Raw genomic sequence first — 26071 nt, forward strand, 5'->3', positions numbered from 1 at the left:
GAGCGATCTTGGCCCGGACGGGCTACTAGGACGGCTCGTATGTGACGTGGGTCCTATGGGGCGGGTCACCCTCGAGGCTCCCGAATCTCACCGAATGTCATCGTTCGTACACCTTCGAGGTGCCGGGTCGGGCGTCCGAATAGACCGGAAATCGAAGGAATCCGCGCGTCCCTGCCGTGGCCGCTCAGGCCGGGAGCCCCGGCCCACATCGATCCACCCCCGGCCCGTCCCGGAGTCCGGCACGGGCCGGGGGTGGGCACCGAACCGACGGTTCAGTTGTTCATGTCGTCGTTGAAGCGCTTCGAGCAGTCCTGCTGCGCCTGCTGCGTCTGGGCGCTGTCCAGACAGGACCGCAGGTCCTTGCCCTCGTCGGAATTGAGGATGGACACCCCGACGGCCACCAGGATCGCGGCGATGACCACGGTCACGGCACCCAGGACGAGGCCGGTGATGGCCATGCCGCGTCGGCCGGCGCCACTGCGGGCTCTGCGGAGGCCCGCGATGCCCAGGCCGATGGCCACCAGTGCCAGTGGGATGCCCACGAACCACAGCCAGAGCAGCAGCAGGGACGCGATGCCGGTGACCAGGGCGGCGACGGCGAGGCCGTTGGTGCCCGTGGCGGGCGCGGAGGCCGGTGCGTGGTGGGAGTGGGTGTCGTTGGGGGAGCTGTACGCGTCGGACACGGGAGGGTCCCTTCCTGGAGTCGGCCGGTGGACAACTTCTGCGCTGGGCAGTGGTGTTCAGGCCGTCTGCCACGGTCCGCCCGACGCAAACCCTCCTTGCGGCATCACCGAACCGCGCCCGGACGCCCACGAGGTGGGATCGGACGCCGTTGCGGAGGCCCACGCGGGAGCACCCGCGACGCCGTCCACGGCAAGACACTCACGGCGTCCAAGGCCTGCCAGGCAGGGAAACGGAAGCAGAAGCGGACCCGGATCGATTCCGGCTCGATCCATGAACCTCGCAGACTCCCCCGGCGGCCGGGGCCGCAGGGCGCCGGACCGGGCGGTGCCGCGCCTGATGTGTGCCGTGTCAGCGGGCGCGGCGGATACGGATCGGGCCGCGAGCCCGTGCCGGGTCCACGGGCCGGCCGGCCTGGGTGATCTCCACCTCGCCGGCCGCGACCAGCCGGCGGGCCGCGTCGCGGGCGGGTTCCATGAGCGCGCGCCAGCCGTCGTCGTCCCCTCCGTACACCGCCCGTGCGGCGTCGGAAGGGCAGATCGTCGCGGTCGGGGCCCGCCGCTCCAGCAGTTCCAGGATGGCTCGCTCCAACCGCCGATCCGTCTGCCGTTCGCTGTCCGTCACCCTGCCAGTGTCGCGCAGACGCGAGAGCCCAGGTGTCCGCCGCCATGACCAGGCTCGGGCTCCCCCACCGCGTCCGGGTCGCCATCTGGGGGGGCGGGCCGGCGAGAGGCCGATACGCCGCTGCGCGCGACCCTAACGCGGTCGGCTTGCCCGCAGGCCCCGGGGAGCGGTGCGGGCACCGGTGGGACGCCCACTCGGCGGAGCGCATTCAGGTACGCCTCGGACGGCGGCCGAACCACCGGTCGATGTCGTAGGTTCTGCTTGTTTCTGCATGATCCACTCCCCGGCATGACCACACGTACCAGGCTCGCACTGGCGACCGCCGTCACCGCCGCCCTGACCTTCGGCGCGCCCCTCGCCACCGCGTCCCAGCCCACCGCGGGGCCGGAGCCGACCCCGGCACCGCTGACCACGGCAGCCGCCAATGGGGTGCCCGGCACCTACATCGTGACCCTCGGTCGGGGCGTGGACGCGGCGAAGCTCGCGCAGCGGCTCAAGCTGAAGCCGACCTTCGTCTACGGCAAGGCCATCAACGGCTTCGCCGCCCCGCTCGACAAGCTGCAGTTGGACATCGTCCGGTCGAACCCGGGTGTGAAGGCGGTGGAACAGGACGTCAAGGTCATGGCCCCGCCGCGGCCGGTCATCGCGCCGGGCACCCGGGCCCCCTCCAAGTCCTGGGGTCTGGATCGGATCGACCAGCGGGAGTGGGACAAGTCGAACGGCCAGGGCGACGGCCAGTTCACCCCGCAGGGCAATGGCGCCGGGGTTACCGCGTACATCCTCGACACGGGCATCGACTACGCCCACGACGAGTTCGGCGGCCGGGCCACCTTCGGCTTCGACGCGATGGCCGACGGACGTCAGGGTCAGGACTGCAACGGCCACGGCACGCATGTCGCCGCAACCGTCGCCGGGAAGACGTACGGGGTCGCGCGCAAGGCCGACCTCGTCAGCGTCCGCGTCCTCGACTGCGAAGGCCGGGGCTCGTACTCGGGGATGATCGCCGGATTCGACTGGGTGCTGAAGAACGCCAAGCAGCCGGCCGTGCTGAACGGCTCCCTCGGCGGGGACAGGTCCGTGACCCTCAACAATGCCGCCACCGCACTGTCCGACGCGGGCGTGCTCCCCGTCATCGCGGCCGGCAACGACTCCAAGGACGCCTGTCTGGTCTCCCCCGCCTCCGCCGACCGGGTGTACACGGTCGGGGCTTCCAACCGGTGGGACGAGGAGACGTCCTTCTCCAACTACGGCACGTGCCTGGAGATCTACGCGCCGGGCGAGGACATCGTCTCGGCGAAGCTCGGCGGCGGCGCCGTCTCCCTGAACGGCACCTCCATGGCCTCCCCGCACGCCGCCGGCGTCGCCGCGCTCTACAAGCAGGCCCACCCGACCGCGCCGTCCGCGGAAGTCGCCGAGTTCCTCTCCGCCGAGTCCACCAAGGACGCCCTGAGCGCCGTCAGCAAGACCAGCCCCAACGAACTGCTCTTCACCAACGGCCTGTAGTCCCGTCCTCCACCGGCGCCCCGACGGCCCGGCCGTCCCGCTCGACGACCGTGACGTCGGGGTGCGCCCGCAGCGCGGCCAGTTGCCGCCCGTCCAGGTCGGCGGCGAAGCCGCGCACCGCGCTGCGGTACACGTACCGGACCTCCGTGACGCCGGTTTCGCGCATCACCCGCTCGGGATCGACACCGGGGGCGAGGGTGACGAGGTACGTCGCACGCTCGCCGGTTTCCTGAACAGCGCGATCGGCGTGATGGGCGGGCTTGACGGGATCGGCGTACGCGGGGGACGCCGACGCCACGACGGGAGCGGCGAGCACGAGGGCGGCGGCCAGTACGGGACGCGGGATACCAAGCGGACGACGCACGGGGAACTCCCTGGTGTGAGGGGACGACTGCCACCTCCTCCTTCGGCCACCGAACCCCGCACCTTGAACATCCGGCCGGATTCGGCCGTGTGCGTCCCACGACGGACGATCAGGACGACGGGGGTGTCCGGAGCCCCCGGAGGAGCAGGTCGATCAATCGGCGAGGGTCGTAGCGCGGATCGCTGTCGCGTCCGATGCAGAGGTTGCCGATGCCCCGCATGAGTTCGTAGGGCTGCGTGCCGGGCCCGATGTCACCTGATGCGACCGCGGCGTCGAGCAGTTCGGCGCATACGGGCAACAGGCGATCGATGAAGTAGGTGTGCAGCGCGGCGAAGCGAGTGCTGTCGGACTGCAGGGCGTCGGCGAGCCCGTGCTTGGTGACGAGGAAGTCGACGAAGAGGTCGATCCACTGGCGCAGTGCGGCGAGCGAGGTCTCGGCGGTGGCCAGCAGGTGAGGGCCGGCCTCGGCACACGCCTCGATCTGGTGGCGGTAGACGGCGGTGACGAGATCCGCCCGGGTCGGGAAGTGGCGGTAGATCGTGGCCATCCCCACGCCCGCCCGGGCGGCGATCTGGCGGATCGGCGCGTCGACGCCGGAGGTGACGAAGACCTCGGCGGCGGCACTGAGCACCACCTCCTGGTTGCGCAGCGCATCGGCCCGTTTGGTGCGGGCCGGCGCCTTCTCGGCGGGGCTGTCGGTGGGCATCACGCTCTCCTTCCGCTTGTTCCACTTGACAAAGCGGAGCAGCGCTCCGCATATTAATTGGAGCATTGCTCCGTTTCAGCGTAGCCCAGGCAGCCGCCGCCGACCGCCTTGTCCGCCGCCCCGACCGACCCGCCGCCTCGACCGGCCCGACTCGCTGGTCCGGCTGAAGCGCTCTGCCGGTCGTCGTGTCCCCATCGGTGCGACCAGAGCGATGGGCGGCAAGGCCCCTCAGAAGGGAACCTCGCGTCATGAGCACATCCACCGTCACCACCGACCCCTCGATCCCGCCCGCCCCGACCCTCTCCTTCAGCCCGGTGGTGCTTCCCGTACCGGGACGCCCCGTGGATCTCCAGGTGCGCGTCACCGCGCCCGTGACGGGAACGGACCTTCCCGTCATCCTTCTGTCGCACGGCCACGGCGGCTCGAACTTCCTCTCCTCCCTCCACGGTTACGCGCCGCTCGCCAACCTCTGGGCGGCGGCCGGATTCGTCGTCATCCAGCCCACCCACCTCAGCTCCCGGACGCTGAGCGACCGGCTCGCCAATGCCCCGGGAGCCCCGTTCTTCTGGCGCTCGCGCGCCGAGGACATGACGCACATCCTCGACCGGCTCGACACGATCGAGGACACGGTGCCGCACCTGGCCGGCCGCATCGACCACGACAAGATTGCCGTCGCCGGGCACTCCCTCGGCGGATGGACCGCAAGTCTTCTGCTGGGCGCCCGGATCACCGACCCCGACACCGGGGAAGAGGTGAGTCTCATCGAGCCCCGGATCAAGGCGGGTGTCCTGCTGGCCTCGCCGGGCAGGGGCGGCGACGTCCTCAACGGGTTCATGGCCGAGCAGGTGTCGATCCTCCACGGCACCGACTTCTCGACCATGACCACACCCGCACTGGTCGTCGCCGGGGACAAGGACGACTCCCGGCACTTCACCGACATCGGCCCCGACTGGCACGCGGACCCCTACCGCCTCTCCCCCGCGCCCAAGGCCCTGCTCACCCTGTTCGACGCCGAGCACGGCCTCGGCGGAATCTCCGGATACGACGTCGACGAAACCACCGACGAGAACCCCGAGCGGGTCGCCGCCCTGGCCCGACTCGCCTCGGCGTACCTGCGCACCCGGTTCCAGCCCGACAGCGACGACTGGCGGACGGAGTGCGAGGCACTGACGTCCGGCCCGCGGCCGGTCGGCCGAGTCGAATCCAAGTAGCCACCGCCGTCGTGGCCCGGGCCCGTCCCGGTCGGCGCGACACGGCCTAGGATCGGGTCATGAGCAGGATCGACCGCGCCGCCCGGGTGATCGTGGCACCGCCGGAGACCGTCTACCGCGCCCTGCTCGACCGGAAGTCACTGGAGACCTGGCTGCCGCCGGACGGCATGCGCGGGCGCGTCGAACGGTGGGATCCGCGGCCCGGTGGCGGGTTCCGGATGGTCCTGACGTACCTCGATGCCGGCGACAGCCCCGGCAAGACGTCGGCCGGAACGGATGTCGTCGACATCGGGTTCGCCGAACTGCTGCCGGCGGTGCGCGTCGTACAGCGGGCGGTGTTCGAGGCCGACGATCCGTCGTACGCCGGCACCATGACGATGACCTGGGACCTGGCCCCGGCCGGTGCCGGGACAGAGGTGACCGTCACCGCCACGGATGTGCCGGCCGGCATCGACCAGGCGGACCACCAGGCCGGAATCGCCTCGTCGCTGGCCAACCTCGCGTCGTACGTCGAAGGGACCGACTGACTCAAGGCGCCTGAGGCCGTGCCCGGCCGCCCTGCTGCGCCGGGTCACAGGAGCAGGGGGATGCCGGCGGTATGCAGGTGGGATCGCGGCCCACGCGCAGCGGCCGGGACCTCGTCGGTCCCGGCCGTTTCCTGTGCCTGTGCGTCAGACGGCCACGGGGGTGCCGAGCATCGCGGAGGCCTGCTGGAGCGGGCTGAGGGCGCGTACGGGCGTGGCGACAAGGGGAAGGCCGCGGCAGGTGAAGCCGAGCTGGGTCATGGCGCGGAGGACCTCGCCGGCGCTGAAGTCGCGACGGTCTTGGCGGGTGATGACCTGACCGACCTGCTTGACGGGGTAGGTGCGGCGGCCGATGATCACGGATTCGCCGGTGACCTCTTCGGGCTTGACGCCCTTCATCGTTTCCAGGACGCCGCTCTTGGTGAGGTCGAACGGGAAACGGGCGATGACGCAGCGCATGATGCCTCACAGGGGAGAAGTGGACGGGCGGTGGTGCCGAACGTGAGGCGGATCAGCCTGCGAGGGCGAGAACGCCCGGAGCGTTGCCTTGTTCGCCGGCCACGGGCAGGACGTCGAGCCGGTGGCGCCGCGGCGCGTACTCGGGCTCGGGCCGTGCGGCCACGGGCTGCGACGTGAGCGGATCGCGGATGTCGCGCAGTCGCACCAGGTCCGTGTAGGCCGGGCTGTCGCGGAAGGCCGTGAGCCGGGTTCGAGTGACCATGCCGGTGCGGTGGCCGTCCTCGTCGTGGACGAGGAGGTGACTCGCGCGGGCACTGGCCATGACGTACAGGGCCACCTCGACGGTCATGTCGTCGCCGACCTGGAGTGCGGCCGCGTCGGTGGTCTCGGCGACCGTCGGGTGCGCGGGGGTGGTCTTCGGCAGGTGGGGCTGCATCTGGACGAGCGTCAAAAGGTACCTCCTGCAGAGATGGGTCAGTTTCCTCATCGGGATGTTCTAGGCCGCCGCATCGAAGGTGGCGGGCTGCCGCACGTTCGCGCGGCGGGCTGCTGCGGGCGTGGTGGGCCGGCGCCTGCGGCGGGCGGCGGCGGTGCTCTTGGAGCGCTCGACCACGGGAGCGGAGATCGTCACGGGGATGCCGGAGGGAGCCTGGGCGCCGGTGATCCGGTGCAGTTCGGCCTCGCCCGAGCGGACCTGGGTGGTCTGGGGGACGATGCCGGCGGCCGCCATGAGCCGGGTCATCTCGCGGCGCTGGTTGGGGGTGACCAGGGTGACGACGCTGCCGGACTCGCCCGCGCGGGCGGTGCGGCCGCCGCGGTGGAGGTAGTCCTTGTGGTCGGTCGGCGGGTCCACGTTCACCACGAGGTCGAGGTTGTCGACGTGGATGCCGCGCGCGGCGACGTTCGTGGCGACGAGGACGGTGACGTGTCCGGTCTTGAACTGGGCCAGGGTCCGGGTGCGTTGCGGCTGCGACTTCCCGCCGTGGAGGGCCGCGGCGCGGACTCCGCTGTTGAGGAGGTCCAGGGTGAGGCGGTCCACGGCGTGCTTGGTGTCGAGGAACATGATCACTCGGCCTTCGCGTGCCGCGATCTCCGTCGCCGTCCGCTGCTTGTCCGCGCCGTGTACGTGCAGGACGTGGTGCTCCATCGTGGTGACCGCGCCCGCGGACGGGTCCACGGAGTGCACGACCGGGTCGGTGAGGTAGCGGCGCACCAGGAGGTCGACGTTGCGGTCGAGGGTGGCGGAGAAGAGCATCCGCTGACCTTCGGGGCGTACCTGGTCCAGGAGGGCGGTGACCTGGGGCATGAAGCCCATGTCGGCCATCTGGTCGGCCTCGTCGAGGACCGTGATCGCGACCTGGTTCAGCCGGCAGTCGCCACGGTCGATGAGGTCCTTGAGGCGTCCCGGCGTGGCGACGACCACCTCGACGCCGTTGCGCAGGGCAGCGGCCTGGCGGCCGATCGACATGCCGCCGACGACCGTGGTCAGGCGCAACTTCACCGAGCGGGCGTAGGGCGTGAGGGCGTCGGTGACCTGCTGGGCGAGCTCGCGGGTGGGGACCAGGATCAGGGCCAGCGGCTGGTGGGGTTCGGCGCGCTGTCCGGCGGTGCGGGCCAGCAGGGCCAGGCCGAAGGCCAGGGTCTTGCCGGAGCCGGTGCGTCCGCGGCCGAGCACGTCGCGGCCTGCGAGCGTGTTGGGGAGGGTCGCGCCCTGGATCGGGAAGGGAACGCTCAGGCCCTGCGCGGTGAGCGCGGCCAGCAGTTCCCCGGGCATGTCGAGGTCGGCGAACGCCTCGACGGCGGGAAGCGCCGGGGTGATCGTCTTGGGCAGGGCGAACTCGCCCTGGAGCGCGGCGGGCCGACGGCCGTATCCACCTGAGCGGCTCGGGGAGGACGAACGGCTCGGGGAGGACGAACCGAAGCGGCTGCCGCGACCCGATCCGGCGGCCGTGCTGTAGGAGGTGCTGCCGGTACGGCCGCGTGTGCGGGAGGAGCGGTCGTTCGTGCGTGTGGGGTTCATGGAGAACCTTCCTTGACATGGCGCGTATCAAGGAATTCACGCGGCGAAAGAGCAGCACGGGAAAACGCGAGAACGGGCCGGATGAAATGCGAAAGCGTCTGATCCCTACGGAAAAAGATGCCGAAAGAAATACGGAAGCAGCTGCGGGCACGGGCGCTCGAAGGGGCGATGCCGGGCGAAGCCCCGAGGGGGCGAAAGACCGGGCCGCGGCTCGGGATCGAGCGCTTCGGCCGGAGCGGGTGGCTCGATGCGGCCGGCTGCCGCCAAGAAGTCCGTTTGCCCGGAAGGAGCCCACGGATGGATATCGTTGCGCAGCGGGAACACTGCGGGAGATGTCCGCAGCTGGGTCCGGCACCCCGAGGGATGCGGGTCCCAGCTACGAAGTACGTGTCGGCGTCAGGCGGGAATGATGTTCTCCGCCAGCGGTCCCTTGGGGCCCTGCGCGATGTCGTAGGTGACCTTCTGGCCTTCGAGCAGCTCGTTGATGCCCGGGGTCGTGATGTTCGCGAAGTGGGCGTACAGGTCGGCTCCGCCGGCATCCTGCTCGATGAACCCGAACCCTCTTGCCGCGTTGAACCACTTCACAGTGCCGGACGCCATGTCGAGTCTCCCTTGGGGCAGTACGCCAGGATCCGCGATGTGCGGATAGCCGGGTCGCCGCGATGATGCCCTGCCGGGAAATGACCGGAGATAAGCAAGGGTTTCCAGCGGCGAAAAAGCCGGTGAAACCGCTTGAAGTTTTGGGAACCACGACTGCAACTGAGATCGACAGTAGCACGCCGTAGCGGCGTGGGTGCGTTCAATAATTGCATTCGGCCCGTTACCGCACATACCTTCCCCGCGGGGGACGGTAAACCCTCATGCCGCCGTCACAGATATTGCCGCACTCTCCATGAATGGCATGGAGAAACCGTCCGCCGTCACGGAGGACGGGTCGGGCGCGGCGGCCCGCCGGTGTCGGCGGGCCCACCCGCCTCAGGAGCCGGCCGGCGGGTCGGTCGATTCGGTGGCGCGCCGGTACGCCTCGTTGATCCGCTGGGCTTCTTCCAACCGGTCTTCGAGGACGATGATCCGGCAGGCCGCCTCGACGGGCGTGCCCTGGTCAACGAGCTCCCGCGCGCGGGCCGCGATGCGCAACTGGTAGCGGGACTAACGCCGGTGACCGCCCTCGGAACGCCATCTGCCGGCTAACGATGTGCCGGCATTCTCTTTCCGAGGACCGGAGCGACACACCGTCCGGAACGCGGGAATCGCGGTTGCTTGACCGGAGACCACCTCGCTGTCGAGTGTCCTGCGGTACCCGGTCACCGTGGGTGGTGGCTCGCACCCGCCGCGGGTCGTTGACGCTCCACGCGACGTGCCAGGGGCCGCTTTCGCGAACGTGGGTGCGAGGTCGGTTCTCACGGCCGGGAGGAAGTCCGGCGCGAACCGGCCGGCCTCTCCCGGCCCGCGAGGCGGAGCGTAACCGGGCTCGTCGTCGCGGCCTGCGGAGGTCTCCCCGAACGGTCGACGGAACAGCCGGCCATGGCATCAAATCCGGTCAAAAATTCGAGGGGCCCTCGGCTTCTCCCTCCTCGACGAACTGTGCTCGTCCGGCCGGGTGAACGCCTCCGCCGTACAGCACGTACGCGCCACCATGCGCGAACATCGCGACGCGGGCGTGCGGTTCCGCGGCACCACCGGCCGTGCGAGCGACGCGTACGCCCGCGCCGTGGAGGGCGTGCGGCGCGCACACCGCGAGTTGTACACCAGCGCCGACGCGGACGCGCCGGGGAACTGGCTGTACGGAGACGTGTGGGCGGACGCGTTCTGGGACGGCACGAAGGCCGGGCTGTGAAGGCCGACCGCCCGGAGACCGTGCCGGCCAGAGCGGCGGTGCTCCGTTCCCGCACGCGCCCCTTCCGCGTCGACGACGTCAGGCTGGACGCTCCCGGGCCCGGCGAGGCCCTGGTCCGGGTGGCGGGCACCGGAAGGCCTGGTCGCGGCGCTCAAGGAGTCGGCCGAATCCGATGGCGAGCTGAGTCCGCAAGAGGCCCGGGACACCCTCTGGCTGTTCCTCGCCGCCGGCTTCGACACGACGGTGCCCGCGTTCGCCAACGCGGTGCGCGCCCTGCTGGAGCATCCGCGCGAGCTGGCCCGCGTCATCGACGGCGCCGTGGCCTGGGAGGAGGTGGTCGAGGAGTCACTGCGCCACGACGCGAGCGTCTTCGCCCTGCCCTTCGCCTTCCCCCGCGAGGACGTGACGCTGGGCGGCCACCGGATCCGCGCGGGTGACGCGCTGCTGCTGCGCTACTCGGCGGCGAACCGCGACACCTGTTGCGACGGCGGCGGCGCCTCCGGCTCACGAAAGGGGGCGGCCCCCACCTGGCCTTCGGTCGCGGCCCGCACTTCTGCCTGGGCGCCCCTGGCCCGACTCCAGCCCCGCACGGCCCCGTCGGCCCTCTTCACCCGCTTCCCGACCCTCCGCCTGGCCGCCGCGCCGGGCACCCCCACGTCGTCGTTGACGATCAACACGATCACTTCGAAGCGTTCCTGGTCTCCGCCTGACCGGGTGGAACCGCACCGGGTCGGGAGCGCTTCGACCACCGCTCGGAGCGTGCCGTGGCGCGTGCCGTGGCCCTTCCCCCTGCACGGCAGTCGCACGGCAGCCGATCACTGGCCGGCCGGGGCCGACCCCTAGGCTGTGCCGCATGGAGTCCTACACCATGGGTCAGGCGTCCGAGCTGCTGGGCGTGAGCGTCGACACGGTCCGGCGATGGGCCGACGCGGAGCGGTTCCCCACCCACCGCGACGGCAACCGCCGCATCGTCGACGGCCCCGACCTCGCCGCGTTCTGCGTGGAGGTCGCCCAGGAGAGCGCCGCCGACGACGCCTCCTCCACCTCGGCCCGCAACGCGTTCCCGGGCATCGTGACCGGTATCAAACTCGGCGATGTCGCCGCGCAGGTGGAGATCCAGGCCGGCCCGCACCGGGTGGTGTCCCTGCTGACCCGTGAGGCGGTCGAGGAACTCGGTCTGGAGGCGGGCGTCCAGGTCACGGCCCGGGTGAAGTCCACCAGCGTGCACATCGACCGCGCCTGACCCCGCCGTCCCCGCACGACCGAATCCCTCGCCTGACCGGGGCGTGACGTCGCCCAACGATCCCCTCCCGCCGCCTCCGAGCCGCGCCCGAGGTCACTTGCCGCGGCTCGGCTCCCCGGCGGGCCGCGGGCCGGCGGGGTCGGCGGCCGTGTCGCTCAGGTGGCTGTCGATCGCGGCGAAGGTCGCTTCGGGGCGTTCCAGTTGCGGCAGGTGGCCCGCCTCGGGAATGACGTGCAGCCGGCCCTCGACGAAGGCCTGGGCGTAGGCGGCGCCGTAGGCGGGGGTCGCGATGCGGTCGCTCTCCCCCCAGAGCAGGAGAGCGGGAACCTCGACACGCCCCAGCCGGCGCAGCAGCTTCGGGTCGTGCATGTAGGGGTCGCCTGCCAGGACGCGAAGAGTGGTCATGTTCTCTCGCTGGAGGGCGACTTGGTCGGCCGGGAGCGTTTCGGGGTCGCGCTGGAAGCGGGCCGGGTCGTGCCAGGCGTACTCGGCCACACCGCGGGCGTCCAAGGCGAAGAAGTCCCTGATCGGTTCGCCCTCGACGTGTACGCCGACGGGGTCGATGAGAACGAGTCCGGTCAGGATTCCGCCGGTGTCCCGTACGGCCATCTCTGCGGCGATCCAGCCGCCGATGGACGAACCGACGACCAGGACATCGCGCAGCCCCCGGTCCTGGAGGTACCGCAGGTAGGCGAGGGCGAGGTCGTCGATGCCGGTCAGCCATTCCGGGCGAGGGGTGCCGTTCCATCCCGGGTGGACCGGTGTGATGGCGAGTGCGGTCCGTGCGATGTGGGAGGCGAGGCCGGCGACCGTGGCCGGCCCTCCGCCGCCGTGCAGGATCAGGCAGGGCCTGCCGGTCCCGCTTTCCGTCAGGGTGAGGGACAGGTCCGGGTACAGCGCGACGTTCTTGGTTGTGGGCATGGCAAGACCATAACTAAACTTGTTTAGTTAAACAAGCTTAGTCATGCATTAGGCTGGACCCATGCCCGATGAACTGCAGCTCCTTGGAAGAGCGGTGAAGCAGGCCCAGTACAGGCAGCACCGTGCACTGGACAGCCGCCTTGCCGCTGCCGGCACGACGCTGGCGCAGTGGGACGCCCTCCGCGCGATCAGTCGGACGCCCGGCGCATCGGCCCGCACCCTGGCCTCGGCGACCTTCCAGAGCGAGCAGGCCTTCGGTACCCTCGCCGGCCGGCTCACCACGCTGGGGCTGATCGAGCGAAGGCCTGGTGTCGGCCGCCGTATCGAGCACTACCTCACGTCCTCCGGCGAAGAGGTCCTGAGCACGGGACACCGGATCGCCGACGAGGTGCTCGCCGCGTGCTACGCGGACCTGTCCCCGGCCGACCGCACCACGTTGCTCCAGCTGCTCCACCGCATCGACGGCAGCGCGGAAGAGTAGGCCGGCCGCCGGAGCCGTGTCGGCGATGAGGGGCGTCCCGCCCCCACCGGCTACTGCGCGCTCGCGACGGGCCTGATGATCACCTCGTTCACGTCCACCTCCGGCGGCTGGGACACGACATGGGCGATGGCGTCCGCGATCGCCGAGGCAGGCAGCGCCACGGCGCGATAGGCCTTCATGGCCTCGCGGGCGGCCGGGTCGGAGATGCCGTCGGCGAGTTCGGACTCGGTCACCCCCGGCGAGACCAGGGTGACCCTGACGTCCCCGCCGGACTCCTGGCGCAGCCCCTCCGAGATCGCGCGGACGGCGAACTTGGTGGCGCAGTACACCGCGGCGGTGGGCGAGACCTCGTACGCGCCGACGGAGGCGATGTTCACGATGTGGCCGGCGCCCTGGGCGCGCATTGCCGGCAGGGCGGCGGCGATTCCGTGGAGGACGCCTCGCACGTTGACGTCGATCATGCGGTCCCACTCATCGGTCTTCAGCGCCGCCAGAGGAGACAGCGGCATCACTCCCGCGTTGTTCACGAGGACGTCGATCCGGCCGAACTCGGTGCGCGCCGCGTCGACGAACGCGCACACGTCCTGCGCGTCGGTGACGTCCAGGGTGCGGAAGGCGGCGGTCCCGCCCTCCGCGGTGATCTGCTCCGTCAGTCGTGCCAGGCGGTCGGTGCGGCGTGCGCCGAGAAGCACCCGGTGTCCGTCGGCTGCCAGTCGGCGGGCGGTCGCCTCTCCGATACCGCTGCTGGCGCCGGTGATCGCCACGACTTTTCCGGTCTGCGTCATGCTCGGTTCTCCTTGGAGGGGAAGGGTGCTGAGGATGGGGGAACGCGTCCGCGGGACGTCGCCCGCGGTGCCGGGGCCCCGTCGTGGACGTGCTCCCGGCCGTGTTCGCCCTTCGGAGTCTGGGGCGCGGGAGGACCGCCGGCCAGGGCAGGTCGTGCCGGGGTACGGCACACCCAGGCACAGGCCCGGAACGCCCCCTAGCCTGTGGGTGTGACCAGCAACGAACTCGGAGACTTCCTGCGCGCCCACCGCGCACGCCTGCAACCGGGCGACGTGGGACTGGCCTCCCACGGTCGGCGTCGAGTGGCCGGACTGCGCCGCGAGGAGGTCGCCGTTCTCGCCGGCATGAACACCGACTACTACGCCCGCCTGGAACAGGGTCGCGAACGCAGCCCCTCCCCGCAGATCCTCGACGTGATCGGCGATGCCCTGTGCATGGACGTCGACGCGCGCGAGCATCTGTACCGCCTCGCGGGTGCCGTGCCGGACGGCCACCGGGCGCCGCCGAGGGAAACCGCCGGTGTGATGCTGAGGCAACTGCTGGACGGGTTCACCGGCACCCCGGCGTTCGTCCTGAACCCGGCCACGGACTTCCTGTCGGCGAACGCCCTGGCCGACGCGCTGTTCTCACCGTTCGGGGAAGTGGACAACCTCGCCCGCATGATCTTCCTCGATCCGGCCGCCCGCGTGTTCTTCACGCACTGGAACCGGGCGGCCGAGGCGGTCGTGGCCGGCCTGCGCCAGGCGACCGGCATCGACCCGCACTACCCGCGCCTGCCGGAGCTGGTGCGCCTCCTGCGCGGAGCGAGCGAGGAGTTCGCCGCGCTGTGGTCCTCGCACACGGTCTACGGCAAGTCGCACGACGCCAAGGAACTCGTCCACCCCGAGGTCGGGCCCCTCTCGCTCACCTACCACTCCTTCGACGTGCGAGCAGCCGTCGGCCAGCAGGTCGTCGTCTACCACGCGGCGCCGGAAAGCCCCAGTGCCCAGGCCCTCTCCCTGCTCGGCAGCCTCGGGGCCACACGACGACGGGAGTCCTCGGCAGAGCGGTAGTCGGAGTGGTGGTCCGGAGCGGTGGTCCGCGCCGGGTCAGGAGACGCGGCAGTCGTGGAAGCGGCCGGAGTGGATGTGCCCGAAGGACGCCGGAAGCCGCTCGACGCCTTTGCCGGGGGCGATGGTCAGACTCCGTCCCTTGTAGCCGGCCTCGTTGTAGACGGTGACGCACCGGCCCCGGAGGACGCCGTCGGCCCGCCGGGTGCCGGAGCCGTTCCACACCGACGTTCCGTCGTTGAACCCGACGTACGCCGTCGTCTCCGGGTACTGCGGCATGTCCTGCGCCACCAGGCTCACCACCCCGGTGTACGCGGGACCGGTCCATCCGCACACCCAGCCCGGCGTACAGCGCTCGGCGGGGGCGGCGAGGCCGGACCCGGCCTGTGCCGCGGGGGCGAGGGCAAGGGCCAGAACCAGGCACGCGGCGCCGGTCACGCCGGCCCGTCCCCTGGCGCCCCACCGGCCGGCCCGGCGTGTCGCGGGTTCCACAGGTGCGGTCACGGCGATCACTCCGCTCTGTCCGGCCGCTTGTCGGCCCGATGAGGGACGGGTGCACGCTTCCATCGCACCTCTCCTCCGCGTAGATCGCACCCCGACCCGACCCGACCCGACCCGACCCGACCCGGCTCGACCAGATCCGACCGATCCGGTTCCGGCCGTGCTCGCGGCCTACGGACGACCGGAGGTCGCGGCAGCGGTCGCGGTCAGGACGAGGGCCGCCTGGTCGTCATCGATGCCGCCCGCGCCGCTGAAGGCCCGCACCGCGCGGATCAGGGCGTCGATGACGTCCGGTGCGGTGTCCAGGCGGGGTGTGGCCAGGGCGTTGGCGAGGCCTTCCTCGCCGAACTGCTCTTCGTGCTCGTTGCGCGCTTCGGTGATGCCGTCGGTGTAGAGCAGCAGGCTCTGGGTGGGCTCCAGGCGGATGTGGCGGGCGGTGAGGTCGGGGGTGCGGGTGATTCCCAGGAGCAGGCCCTCGCCCGTGACGGGGCGCGGGGTCTGCCGGGCGTCGATGAGGAGGGGGTGGGTGTGGCCGGCTCGGACGAGGGTGATGTCGAGCCCGCCGCCGGCGACGGGCTTCAGGTGGCCGTAGACGAGGGTGACGAAGCCGGTTCCGTGGCTGCTGGGACGGTCGAGGAGTGCCTTGTTGACCGCGCGGACCACGGCTTCGGGGTCCGGGAGCAGTGGGGCGACGGCGCGGGCGGTGTGGCGGACGAGGGCGGTGGTGGTGGCGGCGGTGGCGCCGCGTCCGCAGACGTCTCCGAGCATGAACGCCCAGGTGCCTTCTCCGAGGGGGAACACGTCGTAGAAGTCGCCGCCGATGTTGAGGCCTTCGCCCGCGGGGTGGTAGTAGGTGGCGATGTCGGCGCCGGGCACGTTCGGGACCTCGGGCAGAAGTAGACCGGACTGGAGGTCGCGGGCGAGGGCGGCGCGCTGGGTGTACTGGCGGGCGTTGAGAGCCGCGGAGGCGGCGCGGCGGGCGAGTTCCTCGGCCAGCGCGACGGTGTGTCCGTCGAAGGCGTCCTCGCCGGTGGTGAGCAGGGTCATGACGCCGAAGGCCGAGCCGCGGTCGAGCAGCGGGACGCACAGGTAGCCGGTGACGTTCAGGTCGTTCCACGGGCCCGGGCCGGTGGGGGTGCGTCGGGCGACCTCGCTCAGGCCGGTGGCCAGGACCCGGGACACGGCGTCGTCGTCGGCGTCGTAGACGGGGATGTGGGAGGCGAGGAGCCGCTCTTCGAGCGGGGAGGGCGCTGTCGTGGCGACGCGTTTGACACGGCCGGCGTCGATGACGTCGACCGTGCAGAGCGGCGCCAGGGCCGGGGCGCACGCGGTGGTCAGGCGCCGCAGGGTCTCGGTGTAGTCGAGGTCAGAGGAGAGCGAGGTGCTGGCCGCCAGCAGGAACGCGAGGTCCCGGCGTGCGGCTTCCTCCCGGGCCTCGGCGAGGGCGCGGGCCCGTTCGGCCTGGTGCCGCTCGATGGCGAGGGCCGCCGTGTCGGCGAACATCCGGGCGAGGGCCAGGTCGGACTCCTGCGGTGCGCGGGGAACGCGGTGGTACATCGCGAAGGTGCCCAGCAGCGACTTGTCCCTGGCCAGGATCGGAGTGGACCAGCAGGCTGCCACGCCTGCCTTCCCGGCCAGGTCGCGGAAGTCGTCCCAGAAGGGGTCGGTGGCGATGTCGCTGACGATGACGGGTTGCCGCCGGTGTGCGGCCGTGCCGCAGGAGCCGACGCCCTCGCCCGCGGCGATGCCGTCGATGGCCTGGTTGTAGAAGTCGGGGAGGCTGGGGGCGGCGCCGTGGTGCAGGTGCCGGCCCCCGGCGTCGGCGAGGAGGACGGAGACCAGGACTTCCTCGGGGGCCAGTTCCTCGATGGTGCGGGCCATGCCGTCCAGTACCTGTTCCAACGGTGCCTGGCGGGCGATCTGTTCGAGCAGCGCCCGGTGTTCGGCGGTGAGCCGTTGGGCCTGCTTGACCTGCGTGGTCTCCACTCCGGTGACGAGTACGCCCATGACGTTGCCGGCGGCGTCGAGGCGTGGCTCGTACGTGAAGTCGAAGTACGCCTCGCGTGCCGCGGGGCCGTGGTCCAGGACGGTGCGGGTGTCCGGCCCGGTGTGGCGTTCGCCGGCCCGGTAGACCCGGTCCAGCAGCTTGAGGATGCCCTGTGCCTCCGGTTGGGGCATCACCTCTTTCAGCGGGATCCTCGTGCGCACGTGTTCTCCGGCGCCGATCGCGCTGAAGAAGGCCGCGTTGGCTTCCTCCACCATGTGGGCGGGGCCGGCCAGCGAAGCGAAGACGGCCGTGGACTGGCCGAAGAGGGCCCGCAGATCATGCTCCGGGCGACCGTCCATCCCGTCGACCCCACGTTCGATGTCGCGTGTGATGCCGTTGTCGGTGGCGCCTTCCGGACCGGCGGTCGCCGGCGGCTGCTGTCCTGGAACTCGGGTCATCGCCCTGTCGACCTCTCGCTTGCCCGACGCGCTGGAGGCGCGGCGGCCTCGCTGCCGGATTCTCGTGGACCGGCGCCGGACAACAGGGCGCTCTCTGGTGTGGGATGGACGGCGATCGCCTGGTCCAGGCCGGTCAGCGCGAAGACCCGCGCCACCGAGCCCGGGGCCGCCGCGAGGCGCAGCAATCCGCCGTGCGCGGACAACTTCTGGTAGATCCTGATCAGGCCGCCGATGCCGGAGGAGTCGCAGAAGGCGAGGGCCGTGCAGTCGACCACGACCAGCCCCGGTTGATCGGGGCCGGTGAGGACCAGGTCGGCTGCTTCCTGGAGCTGGACGGCGCTGTCGTAGTCGAGCTCGCCGCGGAGGGCGAACACGCATGCCTGCGCGGTGCGCCGGACGTCCACCGAGAACACCTGTGGCCACCTCCACCTCGTCGTGACCGCTACCGGCTGATCATGGGCACCGTGCCGTCGGGGTCAGGGGCCGGTCGGCTGTGCGGGTAGAGGACGCCGACGGGCGGTCGACGTCCGTACGGCTGACGTCTCGCGTCCGGCGATTCGCATCGACCCGACGCCCGTCTGCCCGCCCGCCCGGAGGCCATGCCCTCACGAACGGGTGACGGTTCTCACGGCGCCGGGCCGCGCATCGGAGGAGACGGTGTGTTCGTCCGGTGTGCGTCCGGTGGGGGACGGCGCCGCGCGGGGGGCCTGGTTGCCAAGGGAGCAACGAATGGAGGATGGTTGCCGGAAGGCAAGGATGTTTCCTTCGAGACGATGAGGTGAGGGGTTCGCGCAGCGGGCCTTCTACGTTTGGTGAATTCCACCCAGTCATCTGCCGGTTCGACCGCGGTGGGCATCCCGTGGGGTGAGGCCCCCTACCCGGTACTGGTGGCGGACGCCGAGGCGGACCTGGTGTTCGTCAACGCGGCCGCCGGTCTGGTCTTCCCGGGCGCCCACTCGGGATCAGCGCTCTCGGACGCGGTACCCGGCTGGCTGTCGTCGGCGCACGCCCGGTACCTCGCCGCGGTTCCGGCGCAGCGCCCCGGCGCCGACCGGGACCCGATGGTGCAGGGCCCGGTGGGCGACCGTACCTACGAGGCGCACCCGACGGTACGCGAGGACGGCACGGTGGTGTGGTGGCTGGTCGACGACACCGACCACCGCCTGGCCCGTGAAGCCCTGCGGATGGAACAGGAGCGCACGGCGTTCCTGACCCAGGCCTCCAACCTCCTCCTCTCTTCTCTCAATCTGGACCGGTGCATGGACGTCACGGCGCAGATGGCGGCGGAGCACCTCGCGGACGCGGCGTTGGTGATCGCCCCGACGCGCGGGCGTGAACTGCCCGTGGTGGCCTGCCTCCGCGGTGGAACGCCGTCGAAGTTCGGTGTGGCCGCCAACCCCGACGAGGTACCGGGGCTCGGGGAGGCGCTCCAGGGCTTCCCGCCCGTTCCCTCCCGCTGGATCGACCCCGAGGCCGCTCCCTCGTGGCTCATTCCCGACGGTTTCGGTCCGGTGGGGTCGATCGTCATCACGCCCCTGCCCGGACACGGGGTGCCCGCCGGCGCCCTGGTCCTCCTCCGCCACGCCGACGGCGCCGCGTTCACGGAGGGCGAGGAGGTCTTCGCCCGACTGTTCGCCGCCCGCGCGGGCGCCGCGATGTCGGCCGCCCGCCTGTACGCGGAGCAGGCCTCGATCACGGAGACGCTGATGCGGGAGCTGCTGCCCCCGTCACTGCACCAGGTCTCCGGTGTCGAGTACGCGGGCGGCTACCGTCCCTCCCTTGACCACGAGCGGATCGGTGGGGACTTCTACGACGTCCACCCGCCGGCGGTGGAGGGCGACGCCTCACTCGTCGTGCTCGGCGACGTGTGCGGCAAGGGCCTGGAAGCCGCGGTGATGACGGGGAAGATCCGCAACACCCTGCATGCCCTGTTGCCCATGGCGGACGACCACCAGCGAATGTTGAGCCTGCTGAACACCGCGCTCCTGAACACGCACGACGCCCGCTTCGCGACCATGGTCCTGGCCTCCGCCACGCGCGAGGGGAACGCGGTGCGGCTGCGCCTGACCAGTGCCGGACACCCGGCGCCCCTGATCCTGCGCTCCGACGGGCGGGTCGAGGAGGCTCCCACGCAGGGCACCCTCGTCGGCGCGCTGCCGTCCGTCACCGCCAAGACGGCGCAGGTCACGCTCGCACCCGGCGAGACCTGCGTCCTCTACACGGACGGAATCAGCGAGGCGCGCGGCGGCCCGCTCGGCGGGACGATGTTCGGCGAGGCCCGCCTGCGCCGCGCGCTCTCGGAGTGCGCGGGCCTGCCCGCAGAAGCCGTCGTGGAGCGGGTACAGATGCTCGCCTCCCAGTGGGTGGGGACGGGCCGGCACGACGACATGGCCGTCGTGGTGATCTCCGCGCCGCGCACCAACCACCTGAGCGCCGTGGACGGCCACACCCGGGGAAGGTTCACCGCGTGAGCCGACGGAGCACCGGGGCGACCGCGCTGGAGCAGTTGGCGAAGGAGTTGTGGGAAGGGGTCCTCGGCCTCGACGAGGCGGCGGTGATCACGGCCGTGCTCGGGGCGCTGGACGAGGGTGTGGACGCCGAGAGCGTCCTGCTCGACGTCATCGCCCCGCTCCAGGGGCGGGTGGGCGAGGAGTGGGCCGCCAACCGCATCACCGTCGCCCAGGAGCACGCCGCCACCGCGATCAACGAGCGGGCCGTCGCCGCACTCGCCCAACACCCTTCGGCCCGCGCCACGCGCACCCGCGGCCGGGTCACGGTGGCCTGCGTGGACGGCGAATGGCACGCCCTGCCGGCCCGCCTCCTCGCCGAGGTGCTGCGGCTGCGCGGCTGGCACGTCGACTACCTCGGCGCCCAGGTCCCCACGCCGCACCTCGTCGCGCACCTGCACCGCACCGGCCCGGACGCCGTCGCCCTCTCCGGTTCGATCGCCACGCGCCTGCCCACCGCGCACGCGACGATCACCGCCTGTCAAGCCGCCGGTACGCCCGTGCTCGTCGGCGGAGCCGCCTTCGGACCCGACGGGCGGTACGCCCGGCTGCTGGGCGCGGACGCCTGGGCCCCCGACGCCCGCACCGCCGCCGACCACCTGGCCCGCGCCCCGCTGCCGCGCCCCCAGCCGGACCACCAGGCCATCGACGACCTCCCCCACCTGAGCGACCAGGAGTACACGCTCGTCGCCCGGACCCGCCCGCAACTCGTACGGGTGGTCTTCACCGGGCTGGAGGACGCCTACCCGGCGATGCGCGACTACACCGAGCCGCAACGCGAGCGCACCGCCGAGGACCTGGCCCACATCGTGGAGTTCCTCGCCGTCGCCCTCTACACCGACGACGAGGACCTGTTCACCGGGTTCATCCGGTGGACCGCCGACGTCCTGACCTCGCGCGGTGTCCCGGCCCGGTCGCTCCTGCCGGCCCTGGCACTCCTGGGCCGCGAACTGAAGGACTTCCCCCGCGCCGCCGGCATCCTGCGATCCGGCTCCGCCCGCTTGACCAGTAGCCCCCTCACCGCCGCCGGGACCGCCGAATGACCAGCCTGCACACCAGCCAGTTGCACCTGACGTGCGTCGACACGAAGGAAGCCGTGCGCATCGAACTGCGCGGCGACCTGGATCACGACAGTGCGGACCTCCTCCTGGACGCCGTCAGTCGTCTGTTGACCGAGCGGACCGACCTGCGGGACGTGTACCTGCACTGCGCGGAGCTGTCCGCCGTCGACTCGACCGGCCTGTCGGTGCTGCTGATGATCAGGCGGCGCACCGGCGCGGCGGGCGTACGTCTGCACCTCGACGACCGTCCGACGAAACTGGACCGGCTCCTGCAAGTCACCGGTACGCTGGAACACCTCACGGACACAGGGGGCAAGTCCGGATCCTCCACCGCGGAGAGACCATCCGCCGCTTCGGAGAAGTCCATACCGGCCCGTTCCGGCAGCCCGGACACCGGCGTCTGACGCCGGGTCGCGCCGGCACGTCGAGCGTTCCGGTCGTGTGGAGGGAACACAGATGCCAGTACCAGCCACCGACCCACACAGCATCGGCCACGACGAGGCGCGTTCCGTCGGCGACATCGTCGAACTCCTCGACGTCATATGGGAGAACGCCCGCCAGAGCACCGCGGCCGCCCCGGCCTCCACGTCACAGCTCCGCCTGATGTACCTGGTCGACCGTCGGCCCGGCATCCGCATGCGCGCCCTGGCCGAGCTCCTCGGCGCGGCCGCCCCCTCCGTCACCCGGCTGTGCGACCGCCTGGAGGCCCTCGCGTTCATCGAGCGCCACCCCTGCCCGGACAGTGGCCGTGAGATCACGCTCAGGCTGACCCCCGCCGGGCAGACACACCTGGCGCGGATACGGGAGAGCCGTGAGCAGACGCTCTCCCAGGCCCTCGCATCGATGACCTCGGACAACCGTCGTGCCCTGGCCACCGGACTCGCCGCCCTGAACCTCGGCATCACGGCGGCCGCCGGCTTCCCGCAGCAGAGGAACCCGCCCCGTGACGCGACTCCGTGACGCCGACCGCGTTCCTCCCGGGCGCTGGCACTCCGGGCGCGAGCACGGTGGCGAAACGGCTCGCGTCACAACCCGTCGGCCCTGTTCCGCGTCCTTCTCCCCGAGCCATCTCCCGCCGGCCGGCGTGGAGCGGCGCCGACCCGGGGGGCAATCATCAGCACGTTCACCTCTGACCGGCCCGACCCGGGCGCACGACCCCGCCGGCGGATCGGATGCGCCCGGGTGCTCCTGGGCGTCGTGGCGGGGGTCCTGCTGACCGTCATGGTGATGACGGTGTTGTGGTGGCCGCAGCGAGACGTGACGTACCGCAGCAGCGCTCCCTCGGCAGTGGTCTACGCCGACGAGTCGGCCCACTTCCTGGCGCTGGTGCACGAACACACCCTGTCCGGGCGGCACTCCTACCGGATGGTGATCGGCAGGGATCCCACCCCGTCCTACGGGCACTGGGTGGACGTGGACGCCGCTCTGGGGGCGAAGGGGATCGAATCCACCACGTGGACGGAGTCCGGGGTCCGTGTCCGCTTCCCGACCGGTCACGAGATCTTCGTCCCCGCCCGCTCCTTCCTGTACGGCAGGTGACCTCCCCGCCCGCCTGCCCGGCTCCGTGACGAGCCGGGTCGGCGAGGTCGGGTCAGGCGCGGCGTGCCCATTCCTCGGCGAGCAGGCGGTAGGAGCGGACCCGGTCGGCGTGGTCGTGCGTGATGGTGGTGATCAGCAGCTCGTCGGCCCCGGTGGCCTCCTGGAGCCGGTCGAGGTGGTCGGCGACCGTCCGCGCCGAGCCCACGAACTGCGTGTCCACCCGGTCCGCCACCAGCTCCCGGTCCGCGTCCGTCCACGGCAGTGCGCGCGCCTCGTCGGGCGTCGGGAAGGGGATGGCGCCCTCGGCGGTGCGGATGCTGCGCACCCAGGGCGCGTACCCGGTGGCCAGCTCGCGGGCCGTGTCGTCGTCCTCGGCCACCACGACGTCGGCGGACACGGTCAGGTACGGCCGGTCCAGTTCGTCCGAGGGCTTGAACGCGGCGCGGTAGCCCTCCGCGGCCTCCAACACCGAGGCGGGGCTGACGTGGTAGTTCGCCGCGAAGCGCAGGCCGTTGCGGCCCGCGGTCTCCGCGCTCACCCCGCCGCTGCTCCCCAGGACCCACACCTGTACGTCGGCTCCCTCGCCCGGTACGGCGTGCGCCTCCACGCCCTCCGGGGAGCGGTACTCGCCGCGGAGCAGGGCAAGCACGTCGGACACCTGCTCGGCATAGTCCTGCGGGGTGGCTCCCGGAAGGTTCAGCAGCCGCTGCTGGAGGGCGACGCGCGGGTGCCCGAGGAGGTGGGCGAAGGAGAACCGGGGCGGGATCAGCAGGCCGCCCGCGGTCCTTCCCTCGAAGGGCGGTTCGGCGTCGGGCGCGGGCTTCGGCGGGCGTCCGGCCGAACGGCCCAGTCCCAGGTCGAGGCGGCCCGGGTGCAGTGCGTCGATCAGACCGAACTCCTCGACCGTGGACAGCGCGGTGCGGTGGCCCAGTTGGACGGCGCCCGAGCCGATGCGGATCGTGGTGGTCGCGGAGGCGGTCAGCGCGAGCACGACCGCCGGGGAGGTCCCGGCGACGCCCGGGTTGAGGTGGTGCTCGGCGAACCAGTAGCGGGCGTAGCCGAAGGCCTCCGTCTGCCGGGCGAGGTCGATGGTGCGGTGCAGGGCCTCGGTGGCGGTGGAACCGGAGGCGATCGGTATGAGGTCGAGGACGCCGAGGGGGATGCCGGACATGGCCGTGCTCCTTACAGGTCGGGGGCGGAGGGGAAGACGGGGTCCGGGATCGAGCGGCGCAGCACCGGCGCCACCTGCGACTGGAACAGTTCCAGGGAGGCCCGGTGCTCGGCGTCGGTGAGCCCGCCGGCTTCGGCCTGGAGGTGCAGGACCGTGTGGCCGAACTCCTCGTGGTAGCGGTGCACCTTCTCGATCACCTGTTGCGGGCTGCCGATCAGGGCCGAACTCCGTTCGACGAAGTCCTCCAGGGTCGCGAAGACCGGCTCGACGCCCTGTGCCCGGTGGGCGGCGAGATGGCGCTCGAAGGACGGCCGGTACGCGGCCACCGCCTGCTGCGAGGTCGCCGCGGTGTGGAAGCCGGCCGTACCCGCGCCCACGACCGCGTGCGCCGGGTCGTGTCCGTGGTGTTCCCAGCGTTCGCGGTAATGGCGGATCAGCGCGGCGTACGGACCGATCGGATGGGTGACGTTCGCCGAGAACAGCGGATCGCCGTGGCGCGCCGCGAGCTCCACGGATTCCCGGCTCGTGGCACTGCCGTGCCAGACGCGCAGGTTCCGCCGGTAGGGCCGGGGCAGCACCTCGGCGCCGGTCAGGGCGGGCCGGAAGCGCGGCCGCGCGGTCACCTTGTCCTCGTGCCAGAACCGTCGGAACAGCTCGTACCCCTCGGAGTTGCGTTCCCACTGGTCGTCGGGGCTCACGTCGAACAGTTCGCGCTGTGCCGTGCCGTTCCCCTTGCCGATCATCAGCTCCAGGCGGCCGTCGCTGAGATGGTCGAGCGTCGCGTAGTCCTCGTACGCCCGCACCGGGTCCAGCAGGCTCAGCGTGGTCACCGCCGTGTACAGGCGGATCTCGTGGGTCAGCGCGGCGATGTGGCTGAGCACCACGGGTGGGGACGACGACAGGAACGGCCGTTCGTGGCGTTCGCCGACCCCGAACCCGTCGAAGCCGAGCTGCTCGGCCTGCACCGCGGCGGAGACGACCTGCCGGAAGCGCTCGCGGGTGGGCGTCGGCGCACCCGTCTGCGGGTCGGCGCTGTCCGTGATCAGGGTGATGGCCAGGAACTTCACGAGGCCGCGGCCTTCCGGTCCACGCCGGGTACGGATATGCCCAGGTGGTCGCGGAGGGTGGTGCCCTCGTACTCGGAGCGGAACACGCCCCGCTCCTGGAGCAGCGGCACGACGGTGTCGGCGAAGACGTCGAGGCCGCCGGGGGTGAGGTGCGGGACGAGGATGAAGCCGTCGGCGGCGTCCTGTTGGACGAGCGAGTCGATCGACTCGGCCACCGTGGCGGCGGTGCCGATGAAGGTCTGGCGGGCGGTGGTCGCGATCACGAGTTCGCGGATCGAGAGGTTCTTGGCCTCGGCCAGTTCGCGCCACTCCCGTGCCGTGGCCAGGGGGTCGCGGAACTGCCGCACGCTCGCGCGCCCGAGGGCGATGGTGTTCTCGCCGACCTCCGGGTCGACGTCGGGGAGGGGGCCGTCCGGATCGTAGGAGGACAGGTCCCGGTTCCAGACGTGCTCCAGGTATGTGATCGCGGTCTGGCCGCTGACCTGGAGGCGGCGGATCTCGTGGGCGTTCTCGTGGGCCTCGGCGTCGGTGTCGCCGAGCACGAAGGTGGCGGCGGGCAGGATCTTCAGCTGGTCGGGCGTACGGCCGTATGAGGCGAGCCGCCTCTTGACGTCGGAGTAGAAGGCGCGGCCCTCGTCGAGCGTCGCGTGTCGGCCGAAGATGGCGTCGGCGCCGGAGGCGGCGAACTCCCGCCCTTCGTCGGAATCGCCGGCCTGGAAGATCACCGGCCGGCCCTGCGGGCTGCGGGGCACGTTGAAGTGACCCTCGATGTCGAAGTGTTGCCCCCGGTGGGCGAAGGCACCGGCGCGGGCGTCCCGAAGGAAGGTGCCCGTCGCGGCGTCGGCGGCGATCTCCGAGCCGTTCCACGAGTCGAACAGTTCGTTGGCGGTGGACAGGAACTCGCGGGCGCGGGAGTAGCGCTCCTCGCGGGGCAGGAACCCGCCACGCCGGAAGTTCTCCCCGGTGAAGGCGTCCCAGGAGGTGACCACGTTCCACGCGGCGCGCCCCTCGGAGAGGTGGTCGAGGGAGGCGAACTGGCGGGCCACCTCGTACGGCTCGTTGAAGGTCGAGTTGATGGTGCCCGTCAGGCCGAGCCGCTCGGTGACGGCCGCGAGGGCGGCGAGGACGGTGAAGGTGTCGGGGCGGCCCACGACGTCCAAGTCGTATATTCGGCCGCCCTGTTCGCGCAGTCGCAGTCCCTCGGCGAGGAAGAGGAAGTCGAACTTGGCGCGTTCGGCGGTGCGCGCGAAGTGCGTGAACGAATCGAAGTCGATGTGGCTGCCCGCCGCCGGGTCGCCCCACACGGTGGTGTTGTTGACGCCCGGGAAGTGGGCCGCCAGGTGGATCTGCTTGAGCGGCTTGGTACTCATG

The 26071-nt window shown here is 71.5% G+C and carries 29 protein-coding genes and 1 pseudogene; 13 read left to right on the forward strand and 17 right to left on the reverse strand.

Annotated elements, in window-relative coordinates; translation table 11 throughout:
* Positions 1-272 precede the first annotated feature (272 nt).
* Together OG906_RS02565 and OG906_RS02570 are read right to left on the reverse strand one after the other, a co-directional pair.
* A complete protein-coding gene (locus OG906_RS02565; RefSeq protein WP_329439532.1) occupies positions 273-683 on the reverse strand; it encodes a DUF4190 domain-containing protein in 411 nt (136 codons plus the stop codon).
* A gap of 349 nt (positions 684-1032) precedes the next feature.
* Positions 1033-1305: a DUF3253 domain-containing protein gene (locus OG906_RS02570; RefSeq protein ID WP_267801513.1), complete on the reverse strand. Its 273-nt coding sequence runs from the start codon at positions 1303-1305 to the stop codon at positions 1033-1035.
* Between the two features lie 288 nt (positions 1306-1593).
* Between OG906_RS02570 and OG906_RS02575 the strand changes: the two genes are divergently transcribed.
* Entirely contained in the window at positions 1594-2808 is a 1215-nt protein-coding gene (locus tag OG906_RS02575) for a S8 family peptidase (RefSeq protein WP_329439537.1), read from the forward strand.
* On the opposite strand, the gene OG906_RS02580 is transcribed toward OG906_RS02575, so the two are convergent.
* Both OG906_RS02580 and OG906_RS02585 read right to left on the reverse strand, forming a co-directional pair.
* Positions 2792-3172: a protease inhibitor I9 family protein gene (locus OG906_RS02580; protein WP_329439539.1), complete on the reverse strand. Its 381-nt coding sequence runs from the start codon at positions 3170-3172 to the stop codon at positions 2792-2794. The two genes, OG906_RS02575 and OG906_RS02580, sit on opposite strands and share 17 nt — an antisense overlap.
* A gap of 109 nt (positions 3173-3281) precedes the next feature.
* Entirely contained in the window at positions 3282-3878 is a 597-nt protein-coding gene (locus OG906_RS02585; RefSeq protein WP_329439541.1) for a TetR/AcrR family transcriptional regulator, read from the reverse strand.
* 248 nt (positions 3879-4126) lie between these two features.
* Between OG906_RS02585 and OG906_RS02590 the strand changes: the two genes are divergently transcribed.
* Together OG906_RS02590 and OG906_RS02595 are read left to right on the forward strand one after the other, a co-directional pair.
* Positions 4127-5089 (forward strand): alpha/beta hydrolase family protein, encoded by a 963-nt coding sequence (locus tag OG906_RS02590; protein WP_329439543.1) that lies wholly within the window; start codon positions 4127-4129, stop codon positions 5087-5089.
* 59 nt (positions 5090-5148) lie between these two features.
* Positions 5149-5616, forward strand: coding sequence for an SRPBCC family protein (locus tag OG906_RS02595; protein ID WP_329439546.1), 468 nt, complete (start codon positions 5149-5151; stop codon positions 5614-5616).
* Positions 5617-5760: 144 nt separating this feature from the next.
* Here OG906_RS02595 and OG906_RS02600 read toward each other — a convergent pair whose 3' ends face one another.
* The 5 genes and pseudogenes from OG906_RS02600 to OG906_RS02620 all read right to left on the reverse strand — a co-directional run.
* Positions 5761-6072 carry an SCO5918 family protein gene (locus OG906_RS02600; RefSeq protein WP_329439548.1) on the reverse strand — a complete coding sequence of 104 codons (312 nt, stop codon included), beginning with the start codon at positions 6070-6072 and terminating at the stop codon, positions 5761-5763.
* Positions 6073-6124: 52 nt separating this feature from the next.
* The gene (locus OG906_RS02605; protein WP_329439550.1) at positions 6125-6523 is read right to left on the reverse strand and encodes a CBS domain-containing protein; all 399 of its coding nucleotides are present in this window, start codon (positions 6521-6523) and stop codon (positions 6125-6127) included.
* A 45-nt stretch (positions 6524-6568) separates the two neighbouring features.
* Positions 6569-8092, reverse strand: a complete 1524-nt coding sequence (locus tag OG906_RS02610) for a DEAD/DEAH box helicase (RefSeq protein WP_329439551.1) — start codon at positions 8090-8092, stop codon at positions 6569-6571.
* Positions 8093-8488: 396 nt separating this feature from the next.
* Entirely contained in the window at positions 8489-8692 is a 204-nt protein-coding gene (locus OG906_RS02615; RefSeq protein WP_329439553.1) for a cold-shock protein, read from the reverse strand.
* Between the two features lie 375 nt (positions 8693-9067).
* A pseudogene (locus tag OG906_RS02620) lies at positions 9068-9268 on the reverse strand (MerR family transcriptional regulator); the annotation flags it as partial.
* A 424-nt stretch (positions 9269-9692) separates the two neighbouring features.
* Between OG906_RS02620 and OG906_RS02625 the strand changes: the two are divergent.
* The 3 genes from OG906_RS02625 to OG906_RS02635 all read left to right on the forward strand — a co-directional run bounded on the left by OG906_RS02625 (position 9693) and on the right by OG906_RS02635 (position 11172).
* Entirely contained in the window at positions 9693-9929 is a 237-nt protein-coding gene (locus OG906_RS02625; RefSeq protein ID WP_329439555.1) for a hypothetical protein, read from the forward strand.
* A 243-nt stretch (positions 9930-10172) separates the two neighbouring features.
* Complete coding sequence (locus tag OG906_RS02630) at positions 10173-10772, forward strand: hypothetical protein (protein WP_329439557.1); 600 nt, start codon at positions 10173-10175, stop codon at positions 10770-10772.
* 10 nt (positions 10773-10782) lie between these two features.
* A complete protein-coding gene (locus OG906_RS02635) occupies positions 10783-11172 on the forward strand; it encodes a TOBE domain-containing protein (RefSeq protein WP_267801502.1) in 390 nt (129 codons plus the stop codon).
* Between the two features lie 93 nt (positions 11173-11265).
* On the opposite strand, the gene OG906_RS02640 is transcribed toward OG906_RS02635, so the two are convergent.
* Positions 11266-12093 carry an alpha/beta fold hydrolase gene (locus OG906_RS02640; protein ID WP_329439562.1) on the reverse strand — a complete coding sequence of 276 codons (828 nt, stop codon included), beginning with the start codon at positions 12091-12093 and terminating at the stop codon, positions 11266-11268.
* A gap of 61 nt (positions 12094-12154) precedes the next feature.
* Between OG906_RS02640 and OG906_RS02645 the strand changes: the two genes are divergently transcribed.
* Positions 12155-12574 carry a MarR family winged helix-turn-helix transcriptional regulator gene (locus OG906_RS02645; protein ID WP_329439564.1) on the forward strand — a complete coding sequence of 140 codons (420 nt, stop codon included), beginning with the start codon at positions 12155-12157 and terminating at the stop codon, positions 12572-12574.
* Between the two features lie 50 nt (positions 12575-12624).
* Here the strand turns inward: OG906_RS02645 and OG906_RS02650 are convergent, their stop codons facing one another.
* Entirely contained in the window at positions 12625-13359 is a 735-nt protein-coding gene (locus OG906_RS02650; RefSeq protein ID WP_329439566.1) for an SDR family oxidoreductase, read from the reverse strand.
* Between the two features lie 210 nt (positions 13360-13569).
* Here OG906_RS02650 and OG906_RS02655 point away from each other — a divergent pair, with 210 nt between their 5' ends.
* A complete protein-coding gene (locus OG906_RS02655; protein ID WP_329439568.1) occupies positions 13570-14412 on the forward strand; it encodes a helix-turn-helix transcriptional regulator in 843 nt (280 codons plus the stop codon).
* Positions 14413-14448: 36 nt separating this feature from the next.
* Here OG906_RS02655 and OG906_RS02660 read toward each other — a convergent pair whose 3' ends face one another.
* From OG906_RS02660 to OG906_RS02670, 3 genes are all read right to left on the reverse strand, one after another.
* Positions 14449-14847 (reverse strand): peptidase inhibitor family I36 protein, encoded by a 399-nt coding sequence (locus OG906_RS02660; RefSeq protein WP_329439570.1) that lies wholly within the window; start codon positions 14845-14847, stop codon positions 14449-14451.
* Between the two features lie 234 nt (positions 14848-15081).
* Entirely contained in the window at positions 15082-17355 is a 2274-nt protein-coding gene (locus OG906_RS02665) for a SpoIIE family protein phosphatase (protein WP_329439572.1), read from the reverse strand.
* The gene (locus OG906_RS02670) at positions 17352-17768 is read right to left on the reverse strand and encodes an STAS domain-containing protein (protein ID WP_329439575.1); all 417 of its coding nucleotides are present in this window, start codon (positions 17766-17768) and stop codon (positions 17352-17354) included. Before OG906_RS02670 ends, OG906_RS02665 begins: the two co-directional genes overlap by 4 nt.
* 396 nt (positions 17769-18164) lie before the next feature.
* Between OG906_RS02670 and OG906_RS02675 the strand changes: the two genes are divergently transcribed.
* From OG906_RS02675 to OG906_RS02695, 5 genes are all read left to right on the forward strand, one after another.
* Positions 18165-19826 (forward strand): PP2C family protein-serine/threonine phosphatase, encoded by a 1662-nt coding sequence (locus OG906_RS02675; RefSeq protein WP_385642232.1) that lies wholly within the window; start codon positions 18165-18167, stop codon positions 19824-19826.
* On the forward strand, positions 19823-20905 hold the full coding sequence (locus OG906_RS02680; protein WP_385642229.1) for a cobalamin B12-binding domain-containing protein: 1083 nt from the start codon (positions 19823-19825) through the stop codon (positions 20903-20905). The genes OG906_RS02675 and OG906_RS02680 overlap by 4 nt, the downstream gene beginning before the upstream one ends.
* Positions 20902-21327 (forward strand): STAS domain-containing protein, encoded by a 426-nt coding sequence (locus OG906_RS02685; RefSeq protein ID WP_329439577.1) that lies wholly within the window; start codon positions 20902-20904, stop codon positions 21325-21327. The genes OG906_RS02680 and OG906_RS02685 overlap by 4 nt, the downstream gene beginning before the upstream one ends.
* 52 nt (positions 21328-21379) lie before the next feature.
* Positions 21380-21883, forward strand: a complete 504-nt coding sequence (locus OG906_RS02690; RefSeq protein WP_329439579.1) for a MarR family winged helix-turn-helix transcriptional regulator — start codon at positions 21380-21382, stop codon at positions 21881-21883.
* Between the two features lie 222 nt (positions 21884-22105).
* Complete coding sequence (locus OG906_RS02695; RefSeq protein WP_329439581.1) at positions 22106-22462, forward strand: hypothetical protein; 357 nt, start codon at positions 22106-22108, stop codon at positions 22460-22462.
* Positions 22463-22514: 52 nt separating this feature from the next.
* Here OG906_RS02695 and OG906_RS02700 read toward each other — a convergent pair whose 3' ends face one another.
* Genes OG906_RS02700 through OG906_RS02710 form a run of 3 tightly spaced genes read right to left on the reverse strand, consistent with a single transcriptional unit; the run spans position 22515 to position 26070 of the window.
* Entirely contained in the window at positions 22515-23633 is a 1119-nt protein-coding gene (locus OG906_RS02700; protein ID WP_329439583.1) for an LLM class flavin-dependent oxidoreductase, read from the reverse strand.
* A gap of 11 nt (positions 23634-23644) precedes the next feature.
* Positions 23645-24700 carry an LLM class flavin-dependent oxidoreductase gene (locus OG906_RS02705; protein ID WP_329439585.1) on the reverse strand — a complete coding sequence of 352 codons (1056 nt, stop codon included), beginning with the start codon at positions 24698-24700 and terminating at the stop codon, positions 23645-23647.
* Positions 24697-26070, reverse strand: coding sequence for an NtaA/DmoA family FMN-dependent monooxygenase (locus tag OG906_RS02710; protein WP_329439586.1), 1374 nt, complete (start codon positions 26068-26070; stop codon positions 24697-24699). Before OG906_RS02710 ends, OG906_RS02705 begins: the two co-directional genes overlap by 4 nt.
* Position 26071: the final 1 nt, after the last annotated feature.

The sequence above is a fragment of the Streptomyces sp. NBC_01426 genome, assembly GCF_036231985.1.
Classification (GTDB): Bacteria; Actinomycetota; Actinomycetes; order Streptomycetales; family Streptomycetaceae; genus Streptomyces.